21 protein-coding genes are annotated in these 23895 nt (G+C 69.9%); 7 read left to right on the top strand and 14 right to left on the bottom strand.

The window, feature by feature from the left end; translation table 11 throughout:
- Positions 1–19 precede the first annotated feature (19 nt).
- A complete protein-coding gene (rnd, locus tag VGR32_RS12725; protein WP_327451222.1) occupies positions 20–1171 on the top strand; it encodes a ribonuclease D in 1152 nt (383 codons plus the stop codon).
- On the opposite strand, the gene VGR32_RS12720 is transcribed toward rnd, so the two are convergent.
- The 4 genes from VGR32_RS12720 to VGR32_RS12705 are packed head-to-tail and all read right to left on the bottom strand — an operon-like array spanning position 1168 to position 5937.
- Positions 1168–1536: a VOC family protein gene (locus VGR32_RS12720; protein WP_327451221.1), complete on the bottom strand. Its 369-nt coding sequence runs from the start codon at positions 1534–1536 to the stop codon at positions 1168–1170. The two genes, rnd and VGR32_RS12720, sit on opposite strands and share 4 nt — an antisense overlap.
- Complete coding sequence (locus VGR32_RS12715) at positions 1536–3038, bottom strand: Ppx/GppA phosphatase family protein (protein ID WP_327451219.1); 1503 nt, start codon at positions 3036–3038, stop codon at positions 1536–1538. The genes VGR32_RS12720 and VGR32_RS12715 overlap by 1 nt, the downstream gene beginning before the upstream one ends.
- The gene (locus VGR32_RS12710) at positions 3022–5238 is read right to left on the bottom strand and encodes an RNA degradosome polyphosphate kinase (protein ID WP_327451217.1); all 2217 of its coding nucleotides are present in this window, start codon (positions 5236–5238) and stop codon (positions 3022–3024) included. Before VGR32_RS12710 ends, VGR32_RS12715 begins: the two co-directional genes overlap by 17 nt.
- Before the next feature lie 51 nt (positions 5239–5289).
- Positions 5290–5937, bottom strand: a complete 648-nt coding sequence (locus tag VGR32_RS12705) for a chromosomal replication initiator DnaA (RefSeq protein ID WP_327451216.1) — start codon at positions 5935–5937, stop codon at positions 5290–5292.
- 201 nt (positions 5938–6138) lie between these two features.
- Here VGR32_RS12705 and aspS point away from each other — a divergent pair, with 201 nt between their 5' ends.
- Positions 6139–7968 carry an aspartate--tRNA ligase gene (aspS, locus tag VGR32_RS12700; protein WP_327451214.1) on the top strand — a complete coding sequence of 610 codons (1830 nt, stop codon included), beginning with the start codon at positions 6139–6141 and terminating at the stop codon, positions 7966–7968.
- Between the two features lie 23 nt (positions 7969–7991).
- Here the strand turns inward: aspS and VGR32_RS12695 are convergent, their stop codons facing one another.
- From VGR32_RS12695 to VGR32_RS12685, 3 genes are all read right to left on the bottom strand, one after another.
- A complete protein-coding gene (locus VGR32_RS12695) occupies positions 7992–8948 on the bottom strand; it encodes a pentapeptide repeat-containing protein (protein WP_327451212.1) in 957 nt (318 codons plus the stop codon).
- A gap of 61 nt (positions 8949–9009) precedes the next feature.
- Entirely contained in the window at positions 9010–9510 is a 501-nt protein-coding gene (locus VGR32_RS12690; RefSeq protein WP_327451209.1) for a pentapeptide repeat-containing protein, read from the bottom strand.
- Between the two features lie 45 nt (positions 9511–9555).
- On the bottom strand, positions 9556–11913 hold the full coding sequence (locus VGR32_RS12685) for a TSCPD domain-containing protein (protein ID WP_327451207.1): 2358 nt from the start codon (positions 11911–11913) through the stop codon (positions 9556–9558).
- A 230-nt stretch (positions 11914–12143) separates the two neighbouring features.
- On the opposite strand from VGR32_RS12685, the gene VGR32_RS12680 reads away from it, so the two are divergent.
- Positions 12144–12536, top strand: coding sequence for an NADH:ubiquinone oxidoreductase subunit NDUFA12 (locus tag VGR32_RS12680; RefSeq protein ID WP_327451204.1), 393 nt, complete (start codon positions 12144–12146; stop codon positions 12534–12536).
- The gene (locus VGR32_RS12675) at positions 12533–13228 is read left to right on the top strand and encodes a DUF2155 domain-containing protein (protein WP_327451202.1); all 696 of its coding nucleotides are present in this window, start codon (positions 12533–12535) and stop codon (positions 13226–13228) included. The genes VGR32_RS12680 and VGR32_RS12675 overlap by 4 nt, the downstream gene beginning before the upstream one ends.
- Here the strand turns inward: VGR32_RS12675 and aat are convergent.
- The 4 genes from aat to VGR32_RS12655 are packed head-to-tail and all read right to left on the bottom strand — an operon-like array spanning position 13195 to position 16236.
- The gene (aat, locus tag VGR32_RS12670) at positions 13195–13863 is read right to left on the bottom strand and encodes a leucyl/phenylalanyl-tRNA--protein transferase (protein ID WP_327451200.1); all 669 of its coding nucleotides are present in this window, start codon (positions 13861–13863) and stop codon (positions 13195–13197) included. The genes VGR32_RS12675 and aat overlap by 34 nt on opposite strands.
- A 3-nt stretch (positions 13864–13866) precedes the next feature.
- The gene (gene accC, locus VGR32_RS12665) at positions 13867–15219 is read right to left on the bottom strand and encodes an acetyl-CoA carboxylase biotin carboxylase subunit (RefSeq protein WP_327451198.1); all 1353 of its coding nucleotides are present in this window, start codon (positions 15217–15219) and stop codon (positions 13867–13869) included.
- A gap of 3 nt (positions 15220–15222) precedes the next feature.
- A complete protein-coding gene (accB, locus tag VGR32_RS12660; protein WP_327451196.1) occupies positions 15223–15750 on the bottom strand; it encodes an acetyl-CoA carboxylase biotin carboxyl carrier protein in 528 nt (175 codons plus the stop codon).
- A gap of 33 nt (positions 15751–15783) precedes the next feature.
- The gene (locus VGR32_RS12655; protein ID WP_327451194.1) at positions 15784–16236 is read right to left on the bottom strand and encodes a type II 3-dehydroquinate dehydratase; all 453 of its coding nucleotides are present in this window, start codon (positions 16234–16236) and stop codon (positions 15784–15786) included.
- 92 nt (positions 16237–16328) lie between these two features.
- Between VGR32_RS12655 and thiS the strand changes: the two genes are divergently transcribed.
- The gene (gene thiS, locus VGR32_RS12650) at positions 16329–16526 is read left to right on the top strand and encodes a sulfur carrier protein ThiS (protein ID WP_327451192.1); all 198 of its coding nucleotides are present in this window, start codon (positions 16329–16331) and stop codon (positions 16524–16526) included.
- A 9-nt stretch (positions 16527–16535) separates the two neighbouring features.
- The gene (locus VGR32_RS12645) at positions 16536–17315 is read left to right on the top strand and encodes a HisA/HisF-related TIM barrel protein (protein WP_327451191.1); all 780 of its coding nucleotides are present in this window, start codon (positions 16536–16538) and stop codon (positions 17313–17315) included.
- 3 nt (positions 17316–17318) lie between these two features.
- On the opposite strand, the gene VGR32_RS12640 is transcribed toward VGR32_RS12645, so the two are convergent.
- The 3 genes from VGR32_RS12640 to VGR32_RS12630 all read right to left on the bottom strand — a co-directional run bounded on the left by VGR32_RS12640 (position 17319) and on the right by VGR32_RS12630 (position 22173).
- Positions 17319–18104 carry a DsbA family protein gene (locus tag VGR32_RS12640; RefSeq protein ID WP_327451189.1) on the bottom strand — a complete coding sequence of 262 codons (786 nt, stop codon included), beginning with the start codon at positions 18102–18104 and terminating at the stop codon, positions 17319–17321.
- 19 nt (positions 18105–18123) lie between these two features.
- Positions 18124–19533 (bottom strand): M48 family metalloprotease, encoded by a 1410-nt coding sequence (locus tag VGR32_RS12635; RefSeq protein ID WP_327451187.1) that lies wholly within the window; start codon positions 19531–19533, stop codon positions 18124–18126.
- A gap of 117 nt (positions 19534–19650) precedes the next feature.
- Positions 19651–22173: a ribonuclease E/G gene (locus VGR32_RS12630; RefSeq protein WP_327451185.1), complete on the bottom strand. Its 2523-nt coding sequence runs from the start codon at positions 22171–22173 to the stop codon at positions 19651–19653.
- A 435-nt stretch (positions 22174–22608) separates the two neighbouring features.
- On the opposite strand from VGR32_RS12630, the gene VGR32_RS12625 reads away from it, so the two are divergent.
- On the top strand, positions 22609–23820 hold the full coding sequence (locus VGR32_RS12625) for an N-acetylmuramoyl-L-alanine amidase (protein WP_327451183.1): 1212 nt from the start codon (positions 22609–22611) through the stop codon (positions 23818–23820).
- Positions 23821–23895: the final 75 nt, after the last annotated feature.

The following is a 23895-nucleotide window of genomic DNA, read 5'->3' as shown; positions in this document are numbered from 1 at the left end:
GCGGGGCTATAGCATCCGAATGACGCCGATCACCACCACCGAGGCCCTGCGCGACTTCTGCTCCCGGCTGTCGGATGAGCCCTTCATCACCGTCGACACCGAGTTCATGCGCGAGACGACCTACTGGCCGAAGTTGTGCCTGATCCAGGCCGCCTCGCCGACGGACGCCGCCATCATCGACCCGCTGGCCGACGGGCTGGATCTCGAGCCCTTCCTGGCCCTGCTGCGCGACGACGGGATCCTCAAGGTCTTCCACGCCGCCCGTCAGGACGTCGAGATTTTCGTGCGCCTCGGCGCCATGCCGCGTCCCATGTTCGACACCCAGGTCGCCGCCATGGCCGCAGGCTTCGGTGACCAGGTCTCCTACGAGGCGCTGGTGCGCCAGATGATCCGCAAGGAGGTGGACAAGGGCAGCCGCTTCACCGACTGGGCCCGCCGGCCGCTGTCGGACGCCCAGCTGACCTATGCGCTGGCCGACGTGACGCATCTGGCCGCCCTCTATCCGAAACTGCGCGATCGGCTGCAGCGCGACGGCCGACTGGACTGGGTCATGTCGGAGATGGAGGATCTCACCGATCCCGGCCTCTACGACACCACGCCCGAACTGGCATGGAGGCGGCTGAAGCCCAAGAAGTGGTCGGCGAAATACCTCGCCGCCTTCGTGGCGACGGCGACGTGGCGGGAGCGTGCGGCGCAGGAGCGGGACCAGCCCCGCGGGCGCATTCTCAAGGACGAGGCCATCGACGAGATCGCCACCCAGGCGCCGACCGACGCAGACGCGTTCAATCGGCTTCGGTCCGTTCCCAAGGGATTCGGCGGCTCGCGTCTGGGGCAGGAACTGATCGAGGACCTGAAGCGCGTCCTTGCGGACCCTGAAGCCCACGCGCCCAAGGTCGAGCGCCCCGGTCGCGCCGACCCCGCCCCACCGTCGGTGGTCGAGCTGCTGAAGGTCCTGCTCAAGGCCAAGAGCGACAACGCCGGCGTCGCCTCCAAGCTGATCGCCACCGTCGCCGACCTCGAGAAGATCGCCGTCGACGACGAGGCCGACGTCGAGGCCCTGCAGGGCTGGCGCCGTCAGCTGTTCGGCGAGGACGCGCTCAAGCTGAAGCGCGGCGAGATCGCGCTGGTGCTGAACGGCCCTCGCGTCGAGGTCGTCGAGATCGAGGGCTAGTCCGACGCCTTAGCCGGCTCCCACAGTTCGATCGGATTGCCTTCCGGGTCGTGGATTCGCGCGAAGCGGCCGACTTCCGGCATGGCGTCCCACTCGGCCTTCTGGATGACCTCGATCCCGGCCGCCTTCAGGTTCGCGATGAGACCGTCCAGATCGTCGACCCGCAGGTTCAGCATCCAGGTCTTGTCGGCGGCGAAATAGTCGGTGTCGTGCCTGAACGGCTGGAACACCGTGGGTCCGGCCTGCTGGGGCCAGACGAAGACGCCTTCCGGCGCGCCGACGCCGAGATGCTTCAGGTACCACTCCGCCAGGGCCTTCGAATCCTCCGAGCGGAAGAAAAACCCTCCGATTCCCGTGACCGCCATCAGCCGCCTCCCTCGATGACCAGTTCGGCGTCCAACGCCTCGGCCAGGGCCCGGGCCCGTCGCCGGGTCTGCTCGCCCAACAGCATGTCGGCATAGGTCGGGGTCGCCGACAAGCGCAGGACGCCGTCGCCGATCGCCGCCGTCGCGTTCGCCAGCAGTTGCGGCGACCGTCCCGACAGGTCACAGGCGAGCCGGATCGCCAGCCCGAGGGCCCGCGCGCGTCCTCGCAGATCCTCGTTCAGCAGCCTGTCGATCGTCGCCGGCTCCGGCGTGGCTGTCGGGCCGCCGTAGCGGGCGCTGACCGCCGTCGCCAGAAAAGCCCTCTCCACGTGCGTCTGTCCCGGAATGGAAGCTCTCAGCACCTGGTCGAAGGCCAGCTCGACCCTGTGGTCGGGGTGCAGCCTGGCGCCGATGTCGCACAGGTTGCAGGCGGCGCGGACCAGCACGGCGTCCCGGGCGACGTCGAAGGCGGGAGGAAGGCTGCGCGTCACCGCGTCGATCCAGCCCGCGACGGCGCCCGGCAGGCCCGGCGACACGCCCTGTCGCGCGCCCAGCGCCGCCGTGCCTGCCAGCAGGGGATCGGTCGCGAGCGTCTTGTCGCCCAAGGCTTCGAACAGCAGCCCTTCGCGCACGCCCCACGCCGAAAAGCTGATCTCCTCGAAGCCCAGCTGGTCGATCAGCCCCTCCAGCACGAGCGCCGCATAGGGCAGGGTCTCGGCCCGCCGCCGCGAAATGCCGGGGGATTTTTCCAGCGAGGCCCGCGACTGGCGGGCGGCGAACCGGGCGACCTCGCGAGCGTCGCCGGCGCTCATGGCGTACTGGTGCACCACCTTGAGCGGATAGTCCGAGATCGCCATGTGCAGCTGCGCCAGACTGCGCCACGCTCCGCCCACCGCGTGCAGCCGCCGGTCGCCGTGTGCGCTTCGGGCCGGCTTCAGCCGTTTGGCCACCAGCGCCCGCACGCGCTCGGCGTCGAACGGCTTCCCGTCGGACAGGGCGAACGGTCCCAGCGGGAGCGTCACGCCCCCCATGACCTTGCCCTCGCCGATCCGCGTCAGTTCGAGGCTGGTTCCGCCCATGTCGGCGGTCGTGCCGGCCGCGTCCGGGGCGCCCGCCAGAACGCCGAGGGCCGAGGCGCGCGCCTCCTCCTCGCCGGTCAGCACGCGGATGCGCAGCCCGGTCTCCGCCGCCACGCGCTCGCAGAACTCCGGCCCGTCCTCCGCCTCGCGCACCGCAGCGGTGGCGGCGACGAAGGCCAGATCCGGCCGCACGCCCTCGATCACCGCCGCGAACCGCTTCAGCGCGGCCATGGCGTCGTCAACGCCACGTTCGGACAGACGGCCGGTGCGCGGCAGATCGCGGCCCAGACCGGCCAGAACCTTCTCGTTGAAGACGGTCCAGACGGCCCGACCTTCCAACCTGTAGAGGACCATGCGGACGGAGTTCGAGCCGACGTCCACCACCGCGGCCTGCGCGGGCCCCGCCTCAATCGGGTCGGTCATAGCGCAGCGGCTCCGGCCGGGTCTTCACCTTGCGGCCCCGCCCTGACAGGCTGGGATTGGTCATGAAGTACTTGTGCGAGGAGAAGGGCCGGGCGGGGTCCACCGGGTCCATCCGCAGGTAGGCCCCGTCGGGGCCCAGGATCCAGCTCTGCAGATCGTCCTTCAGGTTCGCCACCATGATCTGGTCCAGCACCTGGTCGTGCACGGTCGCGTTCAGGACCGGAGTCATCAACTCGACCCGGCGGTTCAGGTTGCGGGGCATCCAGTCCGCCGAGGCGATGAACAGTTTGGCCTTGTCGTTGGGCAGATCGCGACCGTTGGCGAAGGCCACGACGCGGCTGTGTTCGAGGAAGCGTCCGACGATCGACTTCACCCGGATGTTCTCGCTCAGCCCCTCGACCCCGGGCCGCAGGCAGCAGATGCCCCGCACGATCAACTCGATGCGGACGCCGGCCTGACTGGCGCGATACAGGGCGTCGATCACCTCTGGATCGACCAGCGAGTTCATCTTGGCCCACAGCGCGGCGGGCTTGCCCTTCGCCGCCGCCGCCATCTCGGCCTCGATCAGCCGGATCAGCGTCGTCTTCATGTTCAGGGGCGACACGACCAGCGCCTCCAGCTCGTCGGGGGCGGCGTAGCCGGTGATGTAGTTGAACACCCGGGTCGCGTCCCGCCCCAGCACGGGATCGCACGTGAACAGGCTGAGGTCGGTGTAGATGCGCGCCGTCACCGGATGATAGTTGCCGGTGCCGAAATGGCAGTACGTGCGCAGGGCTTCGCCCTCCTTGCGCACCACCACGCTCACCTTCGCGTGGGTCTTCCACTCCACGAAGCCGAAGACCACGTGCACGCCGGCCCGCTCCATGGCCCGCGCCCAGCGCAGGTTGGCCTCCTCGTCGAAGCGGGCCTTCAGCTCGACCAGGGCGGTGACGTTCTTGCCGTTTTCCGCCGCCTCGATCAGGGCTGCGACGATCGGGCTGTCCTTCGACGTCCGGTAGAGGGTCTGCTTGATCGCCAGCACGTTGGGATCGCGCGCGGCCTGACGCAGGAACTGCACCACCACGTCGAAGCTCTCGAACGGGTGGTGGATCAGCATGTCCTTCTCTCGGACCGCCGCGAAGATGTCGCCGCCGTGGTCGCGGACCCGTTCGGGGTATCGGGGCTCATACCCCTTGAATTTCAGGTCGGGATGCCCGCCCGGGATCAGGTCCGACAACTGCGCGAGGCCCAGCATGCCGTCGATCAGGATGACGTCCTGCGGCTCTGCGTCCAGTTCGCCGGTGATGAAGCTTCTGAGGTCGTCCGGCATGGACGCCTCGATCTTGATGCGCACCACCGAGCCCAGCCGGCGCTGCTTCAGCGCCTCCTCGAACTCGATGACGAGATCCTCGGCCTCCTCCTCGATCTCGATGTCGCTGTCCCGGATCAGGCGGAAGACGCCCCGCTCCAGCACCTCGCAGCCGGGGAACAGGTGATCGATGAAGAGCGTCAGCAGGCTCTCCAGCGTCACGAAGCGCTTCTTCCCAGGCGTGGACCGCCCATCGGTCGCCAGCGGCCAGAACCGCTTCACCTGGGTCGGCACCGGCACCAGCGCGTAAAGCACCCTGTTGTCGGCCAGCCTCCGCAGCTTGAGCGCCAGGGAGAAGCCGAGGTTCGGGAGAAAGGGGAAGGGGTGGGCCGGATCGATGGCCATCGGGGTCAGGATGGCGAACAGCTGGTTCAGGAACTCGGGCTCCAGCCGCTCCCGCTCCGTCTTGGTCGTTTTTGCCGCGTCGACGATCTCGATCCCGGCGCCGGCCAGCTCCTTGCGCAGTTTCCGCCAGCGCCGCTGCTGTTCCGCCATCAGTCGCCCGGCGGCCGCATTGACCTTTTCCAGCGCTTCGGCCGGCGTCAGACCGTCGGGCGAGACGATGCGCACGCGCTCCCGCACCTGACCCTTCAGGCCGGCCACCCGCGTCATGTAAAACTCGTCCAGATTGTTGGCCGAGATGGACAGGAACCGCAGCCGCTCCAGCAGCGGATGATCGGGATTGGCCGCCTGCTCCAGCACACGGGCGTTGAAGGCCAGCCACGACAGCTCACGGTTGAAGAACCGCTCCGGCGACGCCATCAGCGCCTTGTCCAGCTTTAACTGCGGCGCGCGCGAGGTCGGGACGTCGTCGCCGCGTGTCGGATCGCTGATGACGGCGGAGTCGCTCATGTCCCGGTCATGACCCGGTCGAAGCCGGCCCGCAACCGCGAAGGTGTGACGTCAATCGCGGTCGCCGGGACCAAGGGGGCCGAAAATGCGACGCGCCGCCGCGCGCGTCACGGCGCCCGGTTCCGCGTCCAGTCTCGCCACGGCGGCCTCCGCCGCGCCCGAGGATCGCTCGATGCGCTTGAGCAGCCACGGAATCAGGTCCGGCGGCGGGGCGATCGATCGTCGCGCGAACTCCGCCTCCAGCATCTCGGCCAGCACGGCGTCGTCCGGCGTCTCGATCGTCACGGTCGGAACCGCGTCCAGCCGCGAGCGGAGGTCGGGCAAGGCGGTCTCCCAGCTGGACGGCGCGCTGCGCGCGACCAGCAGCAGGGCGCCGCCGCCCGAACGCGCCAGGTTGATCAGATGAAACAGGGTCTCGTCGTCCGCATCCGGAGCCCGGTCCAGAAGGATGGCCCGGCCTTCGACCTCCAGCGGATCCAGCAGCGACGCCTCAGCGCCGTGCACCGGCACCGCGCCGACCCGCTCCGCCCAGTCCGCCGCCAGCCGACTCTTGCCGCTGCCTTTCGGTCCGACCAGCGCCAGCACGGGCGTCAGGGCGTCCGGCCAGGACGCCAGTCTCTCGACGGCTGCGGCGTTGCAGGCCGACGTCACAAACGGCCGGTCCACACCCGCGCTTTCGTGCGCGAGGTCCAGCCTCATCTGCCCGCGTTCCGGCCGATCGCCCGTCATGTCCGCCCCATATCAGAACCGCAGCCGTGGGGCAGCGTCGCCGTGGGTCGATCGGTGGACGGATCAAGGGCCGTTGGGGACGGCCAGCCTTGACTTTGCGGGGCGATGATGCGCCCTACGCCATCCCCGAATTGCGCCGTCCGCGGCCCGTTTTCCCAAGACGAACCGACCATGCACGCCTATCGCTCCCACACCTGCGGCGCCCTCCGGTCCTCCGACGCCGGATCGAACGTGCGCCTGTCCGGCTGGGTGCACCGCAAGCGCGACCACGGCGGGTTGCTGTTCATCGATCTGCGCGACCACTACGGCCTCACCCAACTCGTCTTCCACCCCGAGACGCCGGGCTTCGACGTCGTCGAGCGCGTGCGGGCCGAAAGCGTCATCCGCGTCGACGGCGAGGTCGTGTCCCGCGAGGCCGGCACGGTGAACCCCAACCTCCCGACCGGCGACGTCGAGGTGCGGGTCAAGTCCGTTGAGGTCCTGTCCGAAGCCGCCGAACTGCCGCTGCCGGTCTTCGGCGAGCCGGAGTACCCGGAGGAGCTGCGCCTCAAGCACCGCTACCTCGACCTGCGCCGCGAGACCCTGCACCGGAACATCGTCCTGCGCTCGAAGGTGATCTCGTCGATCCGCCGGCGGATGGTCGATCAGGGCTTCCTCGAGTACCAGACGCCGATCCTGACGGCCTCGTCGCCTGAAGGCGCGCGCGACTTCCTCGTCCCGTCGCGCCTGCACCCCGGCAAGTTCTACGCCCTTCCGCAGGCCCCGCAGCAGTTCAAGCAGCTGCTGATGGTGTCGGGTTTCGACCGCTACTTCCAGATCGCGCCCTGCTTCCGCGACGAGGACCTGCGCGCCGACCGCTCGCTGGAGTTCTACCAGCTGGACGTCGAGATGAGCTTCGTGACGCAGGAGGACGTGTTCGCCGCGATCGAACCCGTCATGCACGGCGTGTTCGCGGAGTTCGCCGACGGCAAGCCGGTGTCGCCGATCGACGGGTCCCACATCTTCACCAACGATTTCGGCCAGACCTCCGAGCACAGGGGCTTCGAGCGCCTGACCTACGAGCAGTCGATGAAGTGGTACGGCACCGACAAGCCCGACACGCGCAACCCCATCAGGATGCAGGACGTCTCGGAGCACTTCCGTGACGGCGGTTTCGGCCTGTTCAACAAGATCCTCGCGGCCGACGAGAAGAATGCCGTCTGGGCCATTCCGGCGCCGACCGGCGGCTCACGCGCCTTCTGCGACCGCATGAACTCCTGGGCCCAGGGCGAGGGCCAGCCGGGCCTTGGCTACATCTTCTGGTCCGACGATCAGAACGCGTGGGGCGGGCCCATCGCCAAGAACCTGGGGCAGGAGCCCACCGAGGCCCTGATGTCGTCGCTGGGCCTCGGCAAGGGCGACGCCGCCTTCTTCGCCGCCGGACTTCCGGCGACTTTCGCCAAGTTCGCCGGCCTCGCCCGTACGCGCGTCGGAACCGAGCTGAAGCTGATCGACGAAAACCAGTTCAAGTTCTGCTGGATCGTCGACTTCCCGATGTTCGAGTGGTCGGAGGAAGAGAAGAAGGTCGACTTCAGCCACAACCCGTTCTCGATGCCGCAGGGCGGTCTGGAGGCGCTGGAGACGCAGGATCCGCTGACGATCCGCGCCTATCAGTACGACATCGTCTGCAATGGCTATGAGCTGTGCTCGGGCGCGATCCGGAACCACAAGGCCGAGATCATGCTCAAGGCCTTTGAGATCGCGGGCTATGACGCCTCGGTGGTCGAGGATCAGTTCGGCGGCATGCTGAACGCCTTCCGCTACGGCGCGCCGCCGCACGGCGGTCTGGCGCCGGGCATCGACCGCATCGTCATGCTGCTGGCCGGCCAGACGGCCATCCGCGAGGTCATCGCCTTCCCGCTGAACCAGCAGGGCGAGGATCTGTTGATGAACGCGCCGACGGAAGCCCAGGAGCGTCAGCTGAAGGACGTGCACATCCGCACGGCCTTGCCCCTCAAGTAGGGGGCGGCCGGCTCAGACCGGTCTCAGCGGTCGGCGACGACGATGTTGCGGGTGGTGCGCGGGGGCGCGGCCGGCCGCGGCGGGGCCGGCGGACGCACGACGACCATGCGGCCGCGGCAAACGTTGACCCGCATGTCGCGGGGCAGACGGGTCGAGGCGTCGCCGCAGGCTTCGGACACCTGGGCCTGCGTCAGCCCGCGCGCGCCGGACAGGTCGGCGCCGCGGATGTCGGTCCGGTCAAGCGTCGCCCCGGAGAAGTTGGCCCCCGCGAACTGACCGCCCGTCAGGCGGGCGCCGTCCAGAGACGCGCCGCGGAAGTTGACGGCGGAGAAGTTGCCGTTCGAAAGGTTCGAGGCGTCCACCTCGGCGCCGGCGAAGCTGGCGTTGCGTGCGTCGACGTTCGCCAGCGTCACTCCGAACAGCTCCGCGTCGGCGAAGACGGCCGAGCGTAGATTGGCCCGGTTCATGTTGGCGCCGCCCAGCTCGGCGCCCGTCAGGTTCGCCCGGCTCATGTTGGCCGAGGTGAACACCGACCCCATGGCTTCGACGCCGTTCAGCTGGGCGGAGGTGAAGTTGGCCGACCCGAAGTTGGCCCCGACCAGCGTCGCGCCCGTCAGGTTGGCGCGCGAAAAGTCGGCGCCGGAAAAGTTCGATCCGACCAGCTCGGCGCCGCGCAGGTTCGCGCCGACCAGCGTCGAGCCGGTGAAGGTGGCCGAGATGAAGGTCGCGCCCGACAGGTCGCGCCCTGACAGCTCGCAGCGGACGCACGAGCCGCCCAAAGACACCGTCCGGGCCACGTCCGGATCCTGCGCATAGTAGGGGTTCTGCTGGAGGTAGGGGTTCTGCGGCTTGACGGCGCCGACGACCGGAATGCCAACGTCCACCGGCTCCACCTTCTGTGCGGCCGCCGGTCCGGCGGCCGCGAGCACGGCCGCGGAGGCCGCGATCAGGAACAGGGAGGGGTGCGGAAACTGGGTCACGGGTCTAGATGATCCCATCCTGCCGAAAACCCTACTTAAATCGAAGTAAGGTCGGGCGCCCTCAGCAGGCGGGAATGTGGAGCCCACGGGGCAGGCGGGTGGCCGCGTCGCCACAAGCCTGGTTCAGCCGTCCCTGCGTCAGCCCGCGCGCCGTGCCCATCTCGGCGCCCGAGAAGTCCACGCCCGACAGGGTGGCGCCCGAGAAATTCGCGCCCTCGAGGTAGACCCCGACGAAGCTGGCGTTCGTCAGGTTCGCCCCGGAGAAGCTCGCGCCGCCGAACACGGCCCCGTAGGCGTCCACGTCGCGCATGTCGGCGCCCGAAAAGTTGGTGCGGTTCATCACCGCCAGAGACAGCGAGGCCTGCCTCAGCCGCGACCGCGACAGGTTGAGGCCCGAGGCTTCCAGCCCGGTGAAGTCGCCTTGGAACAGGTTGCATCCAGCGCAGCTGCGGCCAGCCTGCACGCGCGAGATCTGCCCCGCGTTTTGCGCCGCGGCGGGCGCGGCGGGCGCGGCGACCGCAAGGGCGGCAGCGAACAGGGCGAAAGCGGTCAGGCGGGACATGGGACGCTCCGAAAACGACTCCGCGGCCCCTGCAAGAAGCGGGCCTCAGCCGGTCGGGACGTTGGCGGCGTCCGGCGCGACCCCGCAGGTGTCGCAGACGAGAGCCGCGCCGCGACGCTGCACGGCCATGCCGCCGCACGCGGGGCAGGGGGCTTCCGCCGCCTCGGCGGCGGTCGCCGCCCGCCGCTCCTCCCGCGCCTTTCCGAAGGGCAGGACCACAAGGTTGTCGGGCGTCGCGCCGCGGGCGAAGCCTTTGGAAATGAGGCTGGATGCCGGCACCGCCTCGGCGTCCTCCGACGGGACCAGACCGTCGCGGTCCCCCCCTTCGCCCCCGTCGGCCAGATCGTCGCGGCCCAGATAGGACACGCCCAGCTCGCGGAAGATGTAGTCGAGAATGGAGGTCGCGGACCGGATCGAGTCGTTGCCCGTCACCCGGCCCGAGGGCTCGAAGCGGGTATGAGTGAAGGCGTCGACGAACTCGTCCAGCGGCACGCCGTACTGAAGTCCGATGGACACCGAGATCGCGAAGTTGTTCATCAGGCTGCGGAAAGCGGCGCCTTCCTTGTGCATGTCGATGAAGATCTCGCCCAGTTCGCCGTCCTCATACTCGCCGGTGTGGACATAGACCTTGTGACCGCCGACGGCTGCCTTCTGGATGTAGCCTTTCCGGCGATCCGGCAGTTTGCGCCGCTCACGCGCCTTTTCCACGACGCGTTCGACGACCCGGGGCCCGCCGGTCGGCGCCGGAGGCTCGGTGCGACGTGTCGGCGGTTCCTCCGGGGGGCGCAGTTCCAGCGAGAAGCCGGCGGGCGGATCGGCCCGCTTCAGACGCAGACCGGCGCGTCCCTCCGCGGCCGCGGCGGCGAGAAGCGCAGCGGCTTCGGCCGCCGTCGCACGCCACGGCAGGCGTCGCGGACGCAGGTCCGGAGCGCTGCCCAGCCCCGCGAGGACCGCCTCCATGGCGACGGTCACGTCGGCGGCGCCGCCGAGCCACGGGGCGAGGGCCGGCGGGGCTTCGACCCAGTCGGTCAGATCGGCCGCGCCCAGCGCATGACGGCCGGCTGTTGCCACCGCGGCGTCGTCGAAGCCGAGGCGGGCGAGCAGCGCGCCATCGCCGGGTTCCAGCCCCAGAACGTCGCGGGCGAACCCGGGATCGAGATGCGGCTCGGCGAAGGCCGCCTCAAGCGCGTCGACCTCGACGAGGGCGCTCTCGATCGCCTGCAGTTCGACGTCGGTGAACCCTGCGCGTCGGAGGGCCGCGTGATCCAGACCCGGCGCGTCGACCAGCGTCCGACGTCCGAAAAGATGCCGCTCGGCCGCCTCGACCAAGGCGGGGTCGTGACGGTCGAGTGCGTCGGCAAGCGCCGGGTGCAGGCGACGGGCCACGGCGCCGTCGGCAGTCTCGAACACGTCGATCGGCGACCATGGCCCGATGCCGAGCCGCAGCGTCGCTTCCGGGTCGGCGCCGTACAGGTCGACGGCGCGATCGACGGCGCGCACGGCGACGGTGGCCTCAGTGACGAGCCTGCGCACCTCGGCCATGCCGGCCTCGACCGACCCCGCCCGGAGCGCGCGCGCCGCAAGACCTTCGAACTGCAGCGTCAGGCGAGCGCCGGGCGCGGCGAGCGTGGTCGCGGCGTGCTCGATCAGGGACGCCATGGCTCCCGCCTCATCGGCCGGCTCAGGGAAGGCTTGCCGCCAAGCTTCGAGATCGAGCGCCAGGCTGACGGAGGATGCCGTCGCGGCTTCGGGGGCATCGAAGATCGCGATCAGATCGCCATGAAGGAGGCCGGCGAGAACGGCGGGCGCCGGCGCGTCCGCTCGCGCGAGGATGGTGATGAGGGGCGGCGGGGCCGCAGGCGGACGCTCGACGTCGGCCGGCACGTCGCCGTCCACGGCGCGCGCGATGTCGGCGTCGCTCGCTCCAGCCCTGCGTGCGGCCCACGCGGCGCGGGCGAGCGCCGGATTTCGCAAGGGATCGCCGCAATCCGCGGCCGGCCCCTCGCATCGCAGAACGGCTTCCGACACGCCGGACAAGGCGTCGGTCAGGGCGGTCAACGCGCCCGTTGAGAGTCGTGCGGCCGCCGCCTGAGCGACGTGCCGCTCGATCGCGGCCAGCCCTTCCCCCGCGCGCGCGTCAACTACGCCGCTCATCGCCGCGACGGCGCCGAAGGCGATGAGGCCGGCGCTTGCGGCATTGGCCAGCGCGGCGGCGGTCCCGGCGTCGGCGCCCAAAGCACACAGCCGAACCGCGATCGCTTCGACGACGTCGCCGCCGTCGCAGCCCGCCCAGTCCATCCAGGCATCGAGACGCGCTGTGGACCAGTCCATCGGCGCGGCGACGGTCACCATGCGCCCGGTCCGCTCCACGTCGATCTCGACGAGAGGCGCGGCCGCGGGCATCGGCGGGAATCGGCGGAGCCTGGGCATGCGCGTCCTTCACTCGGCGGCGACCCTCCGATTAAATCGTCCATTGAGCCCCGTGCAATAAATCTGGCGTGGCGCAGCCGATTAACCCACAAGATATGGCACAGGGGAGAGCGGGCGTTGCGCTGGACGCGGCGGCGGCGGGTTTCTATGATCCCGCCGCCCGGCCGAAGCCCTCGGCGGGCGTTGATGACGGACGGTCTCGCGTGCTCGCAAAGCTCTTCTCCTGGTGGAACGGCGCCACCATCGGCACCTTGGTGACGGTGAAGGGGCGCGGTGAGCACGTCGGCACCGATGAGTTCGGCAACCGGTATTTCCAGTCGCGGGACCAGGTCAGCTACGACGGCCGCCGCCGTCGCTGGGTGCTCTACAACGGGTATGCCGAGGCCTCGAAAGTGCCGCCGGACTGGCACGGCTGGCTGCGGTACACCTATGACGAACCGCCCAGCCGGACCCCGCTGCCGCGCAAGACGTGGGAGAAGTCCCATCTTCCGAACCTGACCGGCACGCCCATGGCGTGGCGGCCGCAGGGCTCGCTGGCGGCCGAGGGCGTGCGCCCCAAGGCCGACGGCGACTACGAAGCATGGAAACCCGAGTGAGAGGCGCACTTCGCCTGGCCCTGATCGCGGGGGCCGCCGCGCTGGCGCTCGGCGGCGCCGGCGTCACGGCGGCACTGCTGGATGTGCCGACGGATGCGCGTCCGCTGCAGGACCCGCCGCAGGATCCGCCCCAGACGCCGCCGGCCGAGCCTGCGCCCGCCGGCGACCCGGCGCCCGATCGCCCTGTCCCGGTGACGCCGCCAGGCGGCGCCGACTCGATCGCCGCGGCCGTCGCCGCCGCGCAGGAGACCGAACAGTCTCCTCCGACGACCGCACAGCCTGAGACGAAGGCCGACGATGACGAGGCCGAGGAAAAGACGGTCGCGGCCGCCCCGGCCGCCGCCGAGCCGGAAGGCACCCCCGGCCGCCGGCAGCGCCGCCGCTACGCCATCGTCCAGGCCGTAGACAAGGTCACCGCCGAGACCATGCGGTTCGAGGTCGAGGTGAACGGCCGGCCGGTCGCCTTCAACAAGACGCTCATCTTCCGTGCCCGCGCCTGTGAGGTTTCCGCCTCCGACGAACGCGCCCGGGACGCCGTGGCCTACATGGAAATCAGCGCCCAGCCGCGAGGCGGCGCGCCGTCGCAGGACGTCCGGCAACTGTTCCGCGGCTGGATGTTCGCCTCTAGCCCCGGCGTCAGCGGTCTGCAGCACCCGGTCTACGACGCCTGGGTCGTGGGGTGCCGCGGTTGATCCACGGCTTCCGCCCCCGTCATGGGCGCGTGGAACAGATCCAGGTCCGGCGTCAGCGCCACCGCCGCGTCCAGCATTTCCATGTAGGCCTCATGCGGCACGGCCGCGGCGCCGAACTGGTCCAGGTGCGGGTTCTCGAACTGCGCGTCCAGCAGGACGAAGCCTGACCGCACAAGCCGTCCGACAAGATGGACGAGCGCGACCTTGGACGCGTCGGTCGCGCGACTGAACATGCTCTCGCCAAAAAACGCGCCGCCCATCCTCAGCCCGTACAGGCCGCCGACGAGCGTGGAATCGCTCCAGACCTCGACGCTGTGCGCCATGCCCGCTTCGTGCAAGGCGACGTAGGCGTCGCTGATCGCGCCGTTGATCCATGTGTCGGGCCGCGCCGCCGTCGCTTCGGCGCATGCCTGGATCACCTTCGGAAAGGCCCGGTCGGTGGTCACGGTCCAATCAGACCTGCGGACGGTGCGGGCCAGCCGTGAGGGCATGCGAAAGGGGTGCAGCGGCAGGATGGCCCGCACGTGCGGCTGCACCCAGCCGACCTCGGCGTCGTCGGCCGTTTCGGCCATCGGAAAGGCCCCGTTCCGATAGGCCCGCAGCAGCAGATCGAGCGGGATCGCGCCCCGCGCCACGTATCAGGCCCCGTCGGCGCGTCGCTTGGCCCACTGCTCCAGCCAGTGGATGTCGTAGTCGCCGGACAGGATGTCGGGCTCCTGCAGCAACCGCTGAAACAGGGGGATGGTGGTGTCGATGCCGCCGACGACCATTTCGCCGAGACTGCGCTTCAGCCGGGCCACGCATTCCTCGCGGTCGCGTCCGTGGACGATCAGCTTGCCGATCAGGCTGTCGTAGAAGGGCGGGATCGAATAGCCGGCGTAGATGGCGCTATCCAGCCGCACCCCCAGCCCGCCGGGCGCATGGAAGTCGGTGATGGTCCCGGGCGACGGCGTGAAGGTGTCCGGATTCTCGGCGTTCACCCGCACTTCGATGGCGTGCCCGTCGAAGTGGATGTCCTCCTGTGTGAACGACAGCGGCAGTCCCGCCGCCACGCGGATCTGCTCGCGCACCAGATCGACGCCCGTGATCGCCTCCGTCACGGGGTGCTCGACCTGAAGGCGGGTGTTCATCTCGATGAAGAAGAACTCGCCGTCCTCCCACAGGAACTCGATCGTGCCGACGCCCAGATAGCCGATGGCCGCGATGGCCTTGTTGACCGTCTCGCCGATCCTCCGGCGTCCCTCGGCCGACAGGGCGGGGGAGGGGGCCTCTTCCAGCACCTTCTGGTGGCGGCGCTGCAAGGAGCAATCCCGCTCGCCCAGATGAACCACGTTGCCGTGGCTGTCGGCGATCACCTGAATCTCGATGTGGCGCGGCTTCTGAAGATAGCGCTCCATGTAGACCGCGCCGTTGCCGAAGGCTGCCAGCGCTTCCGATTGGGCCGTCTGCACCGCCTCGACCAGGTCGTCGGGCGTGAGGGCGACCTTCATGCCGCGCCCCCCACCGCCCGCGGCGGCCTTGACGATCAGCGGGAAGCCGATGGCCTTCGACGCTTCGATGGCGGCGTCGACGGTCTCGACCTCCCCGTCGGAGCCGGGGACCACCGGAATGCCCGCGTCTTTCACCGTCTGCTTGGCCGTGATCTTGTCGCCCATGACGCGGATGTGCTCGGGTCGCGGCCCGATGAAGGTCATGCCGTGGGCTTCGACGATCTCGGCGAAGCGGGCGTTCTCGGACAGGAAGCCATAACCCGGGTGGATCGCCTGCGCCCCGGTGATCTCCGCGGCGGCGATGATCGACGGGATGTTGAGGTAGGACTTCGCCGCCGGCGCCGGTCCGATGCAGACGCTCTCGTCGGCCAGACGCACCCACATGGCGCCGCGGTCGGCCTCCGAGTGAACGGCGACGGTGGAGATGCCCATTTCCTTGCACGCCCGGTGGACGCGCAGCGCGATCTCGCCGCGGTTGGCGATCAGAACCTTCGTGAACATGGCTTACGCCTCGAGCAGGACGAGGGCCTCGCCGAATTCGACCGGCTGGGCATCCCCGACCAGCACCTCGACGACCTTGCCGTCGCGCGGGGCCTGGATCGGGTTCATGGTCTTCATGGCCTCGACGATCAGCAGGGTCTGGCCCTTCTTCACCGCGTCGCCGGGCTGCACGAAGGCAGGGGCCTCCGGCGAGGGCTTCAGATAGGCCGTGCCGACCATCGGCGACTTCACCGGCTCGCCCGCCTTGGCCACGATCGTGGCCGGGTCGCTGGGCATGCTGGCCGCAGCTGCGGCGGGCACGGGCGCGGCAGGCGCGGCGGACATCGGCGCGGGGGCGGCCGCATAGGCCATGGGCGCCGCGGCGACCGTGATCTCCCGCGCCACTCGGATGCGCAGGTCGCCGCGCTCCACCTCGATCTCGGTCAGCTCGGTGTCCTTCAGGATGTCCGCCAGCGAACGCACCAGACCGGCGTCGATCTGGTCGGAGTTCGCGGCGGCCGGCTTGGCGGCGGGGGACTTGCTGACGGCCATCTGGACCTCTGTTTCTTCTGTCTTCGAACGGGCTTACGCCAGCCCGCGTTCCTGTGCCAGTTCGACGGCCGCCCGGACCGCCAGTTCATAGCTCCGCGCGCCGTGGCCCGCGACCGTCTTCGCCGCCGCCAGGGCGACGTAGGAATGATGCCGGAACGGCTCGCGGGTCGCCGGATCGGACAGATGGCATTCGACGACCGGAATGCTCAGCGTCTTCAGGGCGTCCAGCAGGGCGATCGAGGTGTGGGTCCAGGCCGCCGGATTGATGACGACCGCCTGCGCGGCCGTTCGCGCCTCCTGCACCCAGTCGATCAGCACGCCCTCGTGGTTGGTCTGGCGGAAGTCGACGCGCCAACCTGCCGCTGCGCGCTCGCACAGCGACTGGACGTCCGCCAGCGTGTCCCGCCCATAGATTTCCGGCTCCCGCTCCCCCAGCAGGTTGAGGTTCGGGCCGTTCAGGACGAAAAGGACGGGGGTTTCGGGCATGCGCTCGAGATGGGCGGCCGTTCGGGCCGGATTCGGACGCGCCTTTTAGCCGAGGCGGCGCCGTCGTCCAACACGGAGATTGACCCAGCGTCATGCGCATTCAGCTGAACGGCGAGGACCGCGACGTCGCGGCGACCACCATACTGGCCCTCGTTGAGGAGCTGGGCCTCGACGTCCGCAAGGTGGCCGTCGAGCGCAATCTGGAGATCGTGCCCCGCTCGCTGCACGCCGCCACGCCGGTGGCCGAGGGCGACCGCATCGAGGTGGTGCAGTTCGTGGGCGGCGGCTAAACCCCGCGCATGACTTCTTCCCACGACACCTGGACCGTCGCCGGTCGCACCTTTTCGTCCCGGCTGATCGTCGGGACCGGCAAGTACGCGAGCTATGAGCAGAACGCCGCGGCGGCCGAGGCGGCAGGGGCCGAGATCGTCACCGTGGCCGTGCGGCGGGTGAACCTGACTGATCCGTCCCAGCCCCTGCTGGTGGATCACGTGAAGCCCGACCGATTCACCTTCCTGCCCAACACCGCGGGCTGCTTCACCGGCGAGGACGCGGTGCGGACGCTGCGGCTGGCGCGCGAGGCGGGGGGCTGGGATCTGGTGAAGCTGGAGGTGCTCAGCGACACGGCGCACCTCTATCCCGACATGATCGAGACGCTGCGCGCGCTGGACCTGCTGATCAGGGACGGCTTTCAGGTCATGGTCTACTGCACCGACGACGTGGTCATGGCGAAGCGGCTGGAGGAGGCGGGCGCTGCGGCCATCATGCCCGCGGCCGCCCCCATCGGCTCGGGCCTGGGCATCCAGAACCGCGTCAACATCCGTCTGATCATCGAGCAGGCGAAGGTCCCGGTTCTCGTCGACGCCGGCGTGGGCACGCCTTCGGACGCGACGCTGGCCATGGAGCTCGGTTGCGACGCGGTGCTGATGAACACCGCCATAGCCGGAGCGAAGGATCCGATCCTGATGGCGGAGGCCATGAAGCACGCGGTGATCGCGGGGCGTCAGGGATATCTGGCGGGCCGCATGCCGCGCCGGATGTACGCCAGCGCCAGCTCACCGCTGTCCGGGTTGATCTGAGCGCTAGCGCGCGCCCTGAATGGCCCGGCCGATGGCTTCCGGATCGTTGCTGGGCATGGCGCGGCCGTTGACGAAGAAGGTCGGTGTGGCGTCCAGCCCCATCCGCCCCGCGCCGATCTGCACGTCGGCCAGAACCTGCGCGACGGGCGGGGACTGAAGGGCTTCGCGGTTTGCGCCGATCGACACGCCGTTCTCCGACAGAATGCGATCCACGGCCTCGATCGTCAGCGACCGTTCCGCCATCAGCGCCTGATGCACCGGCAGGTATTTGCCCTGCGCATGCGCGACGAGCGCGGCGCGGGCGGCGTACTGCGAGGTGATCTCACCCTCCCGATCGAGGATGGGCCATTCGCGGAAGACGAAGCGGACGTCCGGGTTGTCCTGCATCAGCTTGATGTAACCGGGAGCCGCCAGCTTGCAGTACGGACAGCGGTAATCGAAGTACTCGACGACGGTGACCTTCGCGTCAGCAGGGCCGAAGGCCGGCTCGTTGGGACCCGGCTGGAGAAGGGCCGGGTTGGCCTGCGCCGCCCTGGTCAGCGCGTTGACGCGGTCCGCATTCGCCTTGACGTCCCGGGCGCGAACCACCTCGTCCAGAACCTCGGGATTGGCCAGCAGATAGGCGCGCACCCGGGCGCCGAAGTCGCCGCCGCCGCTCACCTGCGGCCAGGCGGCAGCTCCCAAGGCCACCACGGCGACGGCCAATGCGAGGGCCGTCGCGCGCGGATCGCCGAAGCGGGCGAAGGGGTCGCGCGCCGGCGCGGCGTCGGGCGGGGTCTGTTCGGTCATGCGTGATCCCTTGGCTGCGTCAGTCGCCGGTGGGGCGGATCACGCTCGGCCGTCGACGCGCGGTGTCCTCGTCCAGACGACGCAGGTCGTCCTCGGTCGCGCCTGACGACAGGATGATGTCCATGGCGCGCCGCCACTCCATCGAGCCCGGCTCCAGCATGTCCCGCGCGCGCAGGGCGAACTGCACCGCCTGTTGCTGGTCGCCCACCGCGAAATACAGCTCGGCATGGGCCAGACGCGCTTCGCCCTCCTTGCCCTGACGGGCGTAGGCCTGCCCCAGCAGACGCCAGGCCATGCTGTTCTCGGGCTCCAGCGACACGGCCGTCTTCAAATGCCCGATCGCGTCTTCCACCGCGTCGGTGCGGCCGGATTCGAGCAGGGCGTGCGCCAGGTTGACGTGCAGCAGCGGCGCGTCGGGCCGCAACTCGACCGACTTCCGATGGGCTTCCACGGCGTCGGCGGCGCGGCCCTCCTCAAACAGGATCTGGCCCCGAAGCTCCCAGAGGAATGGGTTCTCCGGCTGTTCGGCCAGCAGCTCGTCCACTGCCGCCAGAGCGACTTCCGTTTCGCCGCCGCGGTAGCGGGCGATGGCGCGCGCGTAGCGGGCGGGGTAGCTGGTGTCGGATTCAGGATATTTGCGAAGCGTCTGAATCGGCGGTTCCATGAAGGCGTGGATCTTGGCCAGCACCAGGGCGTGCTCGGCCATCTGCACCGGCGTGTCCACGACGCCGTAGTGCTCGGCCTGCGTGACGATCGGGCGCAGCTGCTCGATCCGCTGCGAGGACAGGGGGTGGCTGCGGAAGTAGGGGAAGCGACGCGCTTCGGAAAAGACTTCCTGCGACCGGAAATTCTCAAAAAAGGCCAGCAGCCCGCGGCCGGAAAGGCCCGCCCGCTCCAGCGCGCGCGCGCCGGTGACGTCGGCCTCGCCCTCCTGTCCCTGCATATAGCGCAGGGCCGACAGGGTGCCGAAATACTGGCTGTTCGCCAGCAGCACGGCGGCGGCGTCCGGGGCGCCCGCCACGGCCGCCAGCGCGCCCAGCGCCATCGTCATCAGGAACGGCTGCATGCCTGCGCTCTGGGCGCCGTCGCGCAGGGTGTGGCGGTTCTTGATGTGCCCACCCTCGTGGGCGATCACGCCCAGCAGTTCGTTGGGCGTGCGCGTCCGCATGATCAGGCCCGTGTTCAGGCCCAAGATCCGCCCCCGCGTGGCGAAGGCGTTCAGATCCTGGTCGTTCACGAGAAGGATCGTGATCTCATCCGGCTCCAGCCCCATCGCCACGAACACCGGCTCGGACCAGTCGTGGATGATTCCCTCGATCTCGGTGTCGCGGATCAGGTTCTGCGCGCTGGCCGCCTGCGGAAACAGCGCGAGCGCCGCGGCAGACAGCACGGCCGCAGCGCGGGTCGCGGTTCGGGACAGCCAGCTCATCGCACGCTCCACTCCTGACACCCCTCCGCTTTCATCCTGGACCAGGATGGCGGCAGGGGAAACCGCGTCGAGCGGTCGCCCCTGCCTCCGAAACCATCATGGCCGCGTGATGGCGATTTACAGCCGCCACCAACCGCGCTTGGGCTTGGGCGGCGGCGCGGTGATCTGCGCGGGATCGTCCTCGACGGCCGCGGCCGCAGCGCGCGTTCGGGCCGGCTTGGGCTCGGGCTCGGCCACAAGCACGGGCTCGGGCTCAGGCTCGACCGGCGTTTCGACTTCGACCGCGTCGGCGACTTCCGCCTCGGAGATCTCGGGTTCGGCCTCGGTCACGGGCGCATCGAAGGCGGGCGCCTCGAGCGCCGGCGCGGGCTCGGCGACCGGCGCGTCTTCCGCGCGGTCAGAGGCCGTCACCTTACGACGCACGCGGCGGCGCTTGGGTTCGGCCGGCACGGCCGGCACGTCCGTCACAGCGTCCGCGAAATCAGGAGCGGCGGCGTCCGCGGCCTGTGTGGCCGCGTCGGTCGTCGCGTCCGTCAGACCGGCGGTCTCGCCGCGCTCGCCGCGACCGCGGCCCCGGCGCCGACGACGTCGTCCGCCGCGCTCGCCGTCGCCCCGGGCGTCGTCGGTCCGGACCTCGTCCGTCACGCGCGCCTCGCTCTCGCCGCGGTTCGACGCGTCGGCGTCGGCATACGGTTGCAACGGATCGAACCAGACAAAGGGATCCTGCAGCGACGGGGTGCGGCCGCGCACCCAGACGAAACCGTCGGTCTCGCCCGCCTCCTCGCGCGCCCTGCGGCCCCCGCGGCGGCCGCGCCGGCGACGGCGGCCGCCTTCGCCTTCGTCTTCGCTCTCGGCGCGGCGAGGACCGCGCGCTTCGCGGCGGGGCTCGTCCTCTTCATCATCCGACGCGTCGTCGTCCTCGTCGTCGCCGAAGACCTCGTCGCCGCCCTCGTCTTCGTCCTCGGCTTCATCATAGACGAAGTCGTCGTTCAGGTCGGCGGGATCGAACTCCGGCGCCGGCGGCACGAAGTCCTCGTTGGTCTCCACGCGGTCCACGGCGCTCTCGGCCTGACCCAGCCGGTCGTCGACCATGACCACGAGGGTCACGCCGCGCTGCTCCAGCAGACGGTCCAGATGCCCGCGCTTGAAGTTCAGGATGTAAAGGGCCGTGGCCGTGGGAACGCGCAGGTTCACGACGCCCGCGCCGTTCTTGCCGACCTCGATGTCGACGGCCCGCAGGGCCATCAGAGCCGCGCTCTCGGCGGAGCGCACGCGCCCGGCGCCGTGACAATGCGGACAGGCCTCAGTGGCGCCCTCAATCACGCCCAGGCGACGCCGCTGGCGGCTGATTTCCATCAGGCCGAAGCCGGAGATCTTGCCCATCTGGATGCGGGCCCGGTCCTGAGCCAGCGCGTCCTTCAGGCATTTCTCGACGGCCCGGTTGTTCTTCGACTCCTCCATGTCGATGAAGTCGATGACGATCAGGCCGGCGAGGTCGCGCAGCCGCAGCTGGCGGGCGGCCTCGGCGGCGGCCTCCATGTTCGTCTTGAACGCCGTCTGCTCGACGTTCCGCTCCTTGGTGGCGCGGCCGGAGTTGACGTCGATGGCGACCAGGGCCTCGGTCTGGTTGATCACCAGATAGCCGCCGGACTTCAGGTTCACGACCGGCTGGTGGATCTGGTGCAGCACGTCCTCGATGCCGTTCGAGGCGAACAGCGGCTTGGACCCGCGGTACAGGTGCACCTTCTTCGCCTGGGACGGCATCAGCACGCGCATGAAGTCGCGCGCCTCCTTCCAGCCCTCGACGCCCTCGACCTGGATGCCGTCGAAGTCCTTGTCGAACATGTCCCGCACGGCGCGGCGGACCAGGTTCTCCTCCTCGTGGATCATCGCCGGAGCGTTGGACCTCAGGGTGGTCTCCCGGATGGTCTCCCACAGGCGCAGCAGGTATTCGTAGTCGCGCTTGATCTCGGCCTTGGTGCGCTTGGCGCCCGCCGTACGGATGATCAGCCCCATGCCGCGCGGCACGTCCAGTGAGGCGGCCGCGGCCTTCAGACGCTTGCGGTCGGCGGCGTTGGTGATCTTGCGCGAGATGCCGCCGCCCTTGCCGGTGTTGGGCATCAACACGCAGTACCGGCCCGCCAGCGACAGCCACGTGGTCAGGGCCGCGCCCTTGCCGCCGCGCTCGTCCTTGACGACCTGGACCAGCAGGATCTGGCGACGCTTGATGACGTCCTGAATCTTGTAGCGGCGCATCAGGCGACGCTTCAGGCGTTCCTCGTCGGCCAGCTTGCCTTCGCTGTCGCCTTCGTCGTCGGCGCTTTCGCGGCCCAGATCGTCCTCATGATCCTCGTCCGTCGCCGCCTCGGCCATGATGGCTTCGCGGTCCGCGACCGGAATCTGGTAGTAGTCGGGGTGGATCTCGTTGAAGGCCAGGAAGCCGTGGCGGTTGCCGCCGTATTCCACGAACGCCGCCTGCAGGCTGGGTTCGACCCGCGTCACCTTGGCGAGGTAGATGTTCCCGCGCAGCTGGCGCCGCGCTTTGGATTCAAAGTCGAATTCCTCGACCTGACGGCCCTGGACGATGGCGACGCGGGTTTCTTCCGCGTGCGCCGCGTCGATCAACATGGTCTTTGACATCAAACGTCTCTCTCTGGCGCGCTCGGTCGTCCGCGCCGGGGCTTTGCCCGGTCGTCGCGACGGCTCGCCGAATGGATTGAGGGGCGCAGGCAAGGGCCGTCGCGCCGCGTCGCCCGTGGGGCGGCGGCGTCAGGGTCCGGTCGGACCGCGGGTTGGCCAAGGCGTGCAAGCCCATGGGTTCGGTTTATCCGGGGATCGGCCGTCCAGCGACGTCCGCCCCCTCTGTCGGGCGGCGCAGGGCCGGCCCGGATGGCGTAGGGGCGCCGCGGGGAGGGCGCGCCGGTCAGGAAGTATCCCTCGGCGCGATCAGACGCGGACGACCGAACATAGGGGCGCCCGCCGCGAATTGAAAGCGCGGCGCGGCTTAACGGAATCCACAGGACGATGCGGCACGATCGCCGCCATATCCGTATTTCGTCCGCGAAGACCGTCAGAATGCGTGCTTCCTTTTCCTTCCCTCGCGTCCACTGGCGGCCCCGCGACTGGGCGCTGACGGCGCTGGCCTTCGTCGTCGTCTGCGTCGTTGGACTGACCGCGGGCCGGGGCCTGGCCGCGTTCGGCGGGGACGTGCTGCGGCTACGGCTGGGCGGGGACGCGGAGGCGACGCGCGTCGTGGTCGATCTGGACGGGGCCGTGGAAGGCTCCGTCGTCGAAACCGGCCGCGACGGTCGCGTCGTGATCGCGCTGCGCGGCGCCCGCGCCCGATCACCGCTGGAAGGGGAGGGGCGCGGCCTCGTCCGGCGCTGGCGCGTGGCGTCCGAGGCCGGGGGCTCGCGGGTCGAACTGACCCTCGCCGCCGGCGCCCGGGTCGAACGTCGTTTCCTGCTGCCGCCCGGGGATGGCGTGGAGCATCACCGCTACGTCGTGGATCTGGCCGCCGACGGCCGCACGGCCGCGACCCCCGCCGCCGAGCCGCGCCCGGCAGCGCGCCGCGAGAAGCCCCTGGTCGTCATCGACGCGGGCCACGGCGGCCGCGACCCGGGTTCGCTGAGCGCGTCGCATCGCGAGAGCGAACTGGCGCTGGCCGCCGCCCTGGATCTGAAAGCCGAACTCGAGCGGACCGGGCGCTATCGCGTCATGCTGACGCGCGACCGGGACGTCTACGTGCCGCTGCAGCGCCGGGTCGAGATCGCGCGCCGCGCGGGGGCGGACCTCTTCATCTCGCTCCATCTGGATTCGTCGGGCGATCCCGCGACGCGCGGCGCCAGCGTCTACACCCTGTCCGAACAGGGCGCGGGGCGTGCGGTGCGCGAGTTCACCGGCCGTGATGACTGGACGCGCGAGCTGGATCTTCCGGGTCGCGATCCGGGGGTGGACCGCATCCTGCTCGACATCACCCAGCGCTCGACCCAGAACCAGTCCGCCCGCTTCGCCCGCGGGCTGCTGGGCGAGATCGAGGGCGCCGGTCATCCGATGCTGCGGCGCAGTCACCGGGACGCCGGCCTCGCGGTGCTGCTGGCCCCGGACGTGCCGGCGGTCTTGCTGGAAATGGGCTTCATCACCAACCCCGACGACGCCCGGGCGTTGGACAGCCAGTCGGGACGCCGCCGCCTGATGCGCGCCGTGGTGCGGGGCATCGACGCCTTCTTCCTCGACGCGGAGCCCGTGCGCTACGCGTCGAGCGGGAACGCCGCCGGACGCCCCTGAGCCCTTTGCGCCGTGCGCGACGCGGGCTAAACCCTGTTCGGGCGTCGCTCGGAGTCATCGGTGAAGATCGCGGAA

Source organism: Brevundimonas sp. (assembly GCF_035935935.1).
GTDB lineage: Bacteria > Pseudomonadota > Alphaproteobacteria > Caulobacterales > Caulobacteraceae > Brevundimonas.
The sequence above is the reverse complement of the archived record's forward strand: the minus strand, read 5'-3'. Positions and strand labels throughout refer to the sequence as shown.

Bases quoted from the DNA above. Each gene is read 5' to 3' on its own strand.
- accB (WP_327451196.1), bottom strand. From the start codon at position 15,750: ATGGCCGTCAGCAAGTCCCCCGCCGCCAAGCCGGCCGCCGCGAACTCC.
- VGR32_RS12635 (WP_327451187.1), bottom strand. From the start codon at position 19,533: ATGAGCTGGCTGTCCCGAACCGCGACCCGCGCTGCGGCCGTGCTGTCT.
- accC (WP_327451198.1), bottom strand. From the start codon at position 15,219: ATGTTCACGAAGGTTCTGATCGCCAACCGCGGCGAGATCGCGCTGCGC.
- VGR32_RS12685 (WP_327451207.1), bottom strand. From the start codon at position 11,913: ATGCCCGCGGCCGCGCCTCTCGTCGAGATCGACGTGGAGCGGACCGGG.
- VGR32_RS12715 (WP_327451219.1), bottom strand. From the start codon at position 3,038: ATGACCGACCCGATTGAGGCGGGGCCCGCGCAGGCCGCGGTGGTGGAC.
- VGR32_RS12690 (WP_327451209.1), bottom strand. From the start codon at position 9,510: ATGTCCCGCCTGACCGCTTTCGCCCTGTTCGCTGCCGCCCTTGCGGTC.
- VGR32_RS12640 (WP_327451189.1), bottom strand. From the start codon at position 18,104: ATGACCGAACAGACCCCGCCCGACGCCGCGCCGGCGCGCGACCCCTTC.
- rnd (WP_327451222.1), top strand. From the start codon at position 20: ATGACGCCGATCACCACCACCGAGGCCCTGCGCGACTTCTGCTCCCGG.
- VGR32_RS12720 (WP_327451221.1), bottom strand. From the start codon at position 1,536: ATGGCGGTCACGGGAATCGGAGGGTTTTTCTTCCGCTCGGAGGATTCG.
- VGR32_RS12705 (WP_327451216.1), bottom strand. From the start codon at position 5,937: ATGAGGCTGGACCTCGCGCACGAAAGCGCGGGTGTGGACCGGCCGTTT.
- VGR32_RS12625 (WP_327451183.1), top strand. From the start codon at position 22,609: ATGCGTGCTTCCTTTTCCTTCCCTCGCGTCCACTGGCGGCCCCGCGAC.
- VGR32_RS12655 (WP_327451194.1), bottom strand. From the start codon at position 16,236: ATGCCCGAAACCCCCGTCCTTTTCGTCCTGAACGGCCCGAACCTCAAC.
- VGR32_RS12645 (WP_327451191.1), top strand. From the start codon at position 16,536: ATGACTTCTTCCCACGACACCTGGACCGTCGCCGGTCGCACCTTTTCG.
- VGR32_RS12710 (WP_327451217.1), bottom strand. From the start codon at position 5,238: ATGAGCGACTCCGCCGTCATCAGCGATCCGACACGCGGCGACGACGTC.
- aspS (WP_327451214.1), top strand. From the start codon at position 6,139: ATGCACGCCTATCGCTCCCACACCTGCGGCGCCCTCCGGTCCTCCGAC.
- VGR32_RS12630 (WP_327451185.1), bottom strand. From the start codon at position 22,173: ATGTCAAAGACCATGTTGATCGACGCGGCGCACGCGGAAGAAACCCGC.
- thiS (WP_327451192.1), top strand. From the start codon at position 16,329: ATGCGCATTCAGCTGAACGGCGAGGACCGCGACGTCGCGGCGACCACC.